General features: G+C 50.2%; 1 protein-coding gene and 1 pseudogene. Both read right to left on the reverse strand.

The genetic code is table 11. The features are described 5' to 3' along the window. Positions 1-610, reverse strand: a pseudogene (locus tag R8N28_RS24510) (nodulation protein NfeD); the annotation flags it as partial. A gap of 199 nt (positions 611-809) precedes the next feature. Then, positions 810-1,511 (reverse strand): EAL domain-containing protein (locus R8N28_RS24515; protein WP_318183581.1); only part of this gene is annotated, 702 nt, incomplete at its 5' end.

Consider the following 1,511-nt stretch of genomic DNA (forward strand, 5'->3'; position numbering starts at 1 on the left):
AGGCTTCTTCCGCGTCTAAACTGGCGGCTTCACTGACGGCTTTTTCTGCCCATTGCGCATTGCGGTCATGTAATTTTGCGAGCCCTTTAATGTAGGCTTTTGCGTCATTGATGACCTTTTTCTCCATGGCGGTTTTAGCCGGAACTTGATCGCCGCTTTTGTCTGCATTGGGTTTGTTTTCATCCGAGGATTCGTTGTCTTTGCCGTCATCAGAAGAGGGCGCTTGTGGTGCACCACCTATGGCGACAGGGGTTGCTGCGCCTAGGTTGGTCGCTTCTGCCATTGCCGCAACGTGGCTGGCAAGCAGAATGTAGGTGCCCGCGCTCGCGGCTCTTGAGCCTGAAGGCCCAACCCAAGTCGCAATCGGTGTGGTCGAGGTTGTGATGGCGTGAATAATGTCTCTCATCGCGCTATCTAGCCCGCCAGGGGTATCCATTTTGAGAATCACTAGGCTCACGCCGTTGATTTGAGCTTGTTCAATTTCCCTAGTGAGGTAGTCACTGTTGGCTGGGCCAATTGCCCCTTTTACGGGCACAATCCAAACCGTATTTGCCAGTGTTTGGCCAGCAAATAGAAGCAGCGGTAGTAGCCATATCCATGTCCGTTTCATGCAGTCCTCCTTGTCCGGTGACAGGGACTTATTGAAAACCTTGTTTAAAGTATATACGCAGACATTTATATCGGGTTGAAACCGTGTTCGATCATCAGTGCGATGCAATACTGAGTCTTACTTGGCAAGAAGCAGGGAGGTTGGGGAACAAAAAAGGCAAAGCGACAGAGACCGCTTTGCCTTGGGAGGGGGAGCTAGATTAACAGTGGGGCAAGCCAGAAAACTGAGCGAATGCGTCTTCTCGAGTCATCGGTTTATAGAAGTAGAAACCTTGTAACTCATCTATATTCCACACTTTTAGTTTGCGGACTTGGCTGGCCGTCTCGACGCCTTCTGCGACGATGGTTAATCCCAACTCTTGCGACATATTGGCAATGTTTCGCACGAGCGTTTTGGCTCGGTCGTTGGTTTCAATTTCATCCACGTACGAGTTGTCGAGTTTGACGATGTCTAGCGGGAAGTTGCACACGCTGCTGAATGATGCGTAGCCCGTACCAAAATCGTCCAACGCCAGTTGTACGCCCAGTTGTTTGATTTCGTTGATGCAGTGGATGGATTCCGTTTCGCCGCCCATCAGCATACTTTCGGTGATTTCTAGCACCAAATGTCCTGCAGAGACGTTGTGCTCTTCAATCATGGATTGCAGGAATGAAATCAGCCGTGAATGGTAGAAATGCTGCGCACTCAGGTTGACGTGCACCGTCAGTGGCGGCAAGCCTTGGCTGTGTCTCTTTGTGTTCAGTTTGCCGATAAAATCACAAGACTGATTGAGAATGGACTCTCCAAGTTCCACAATCAGTTTCCCTTGCTCTGCAAGCGGAATAAAGATCAACGGCGAGATAATGCCGAGCGTTGGATGCGGCCATCGAGCCAATGCTTCAAAGCCAATGATTTCACCTGA

It is taken from the genome of Vibrio sp. Vb1554, assembly GCF_033344235.1.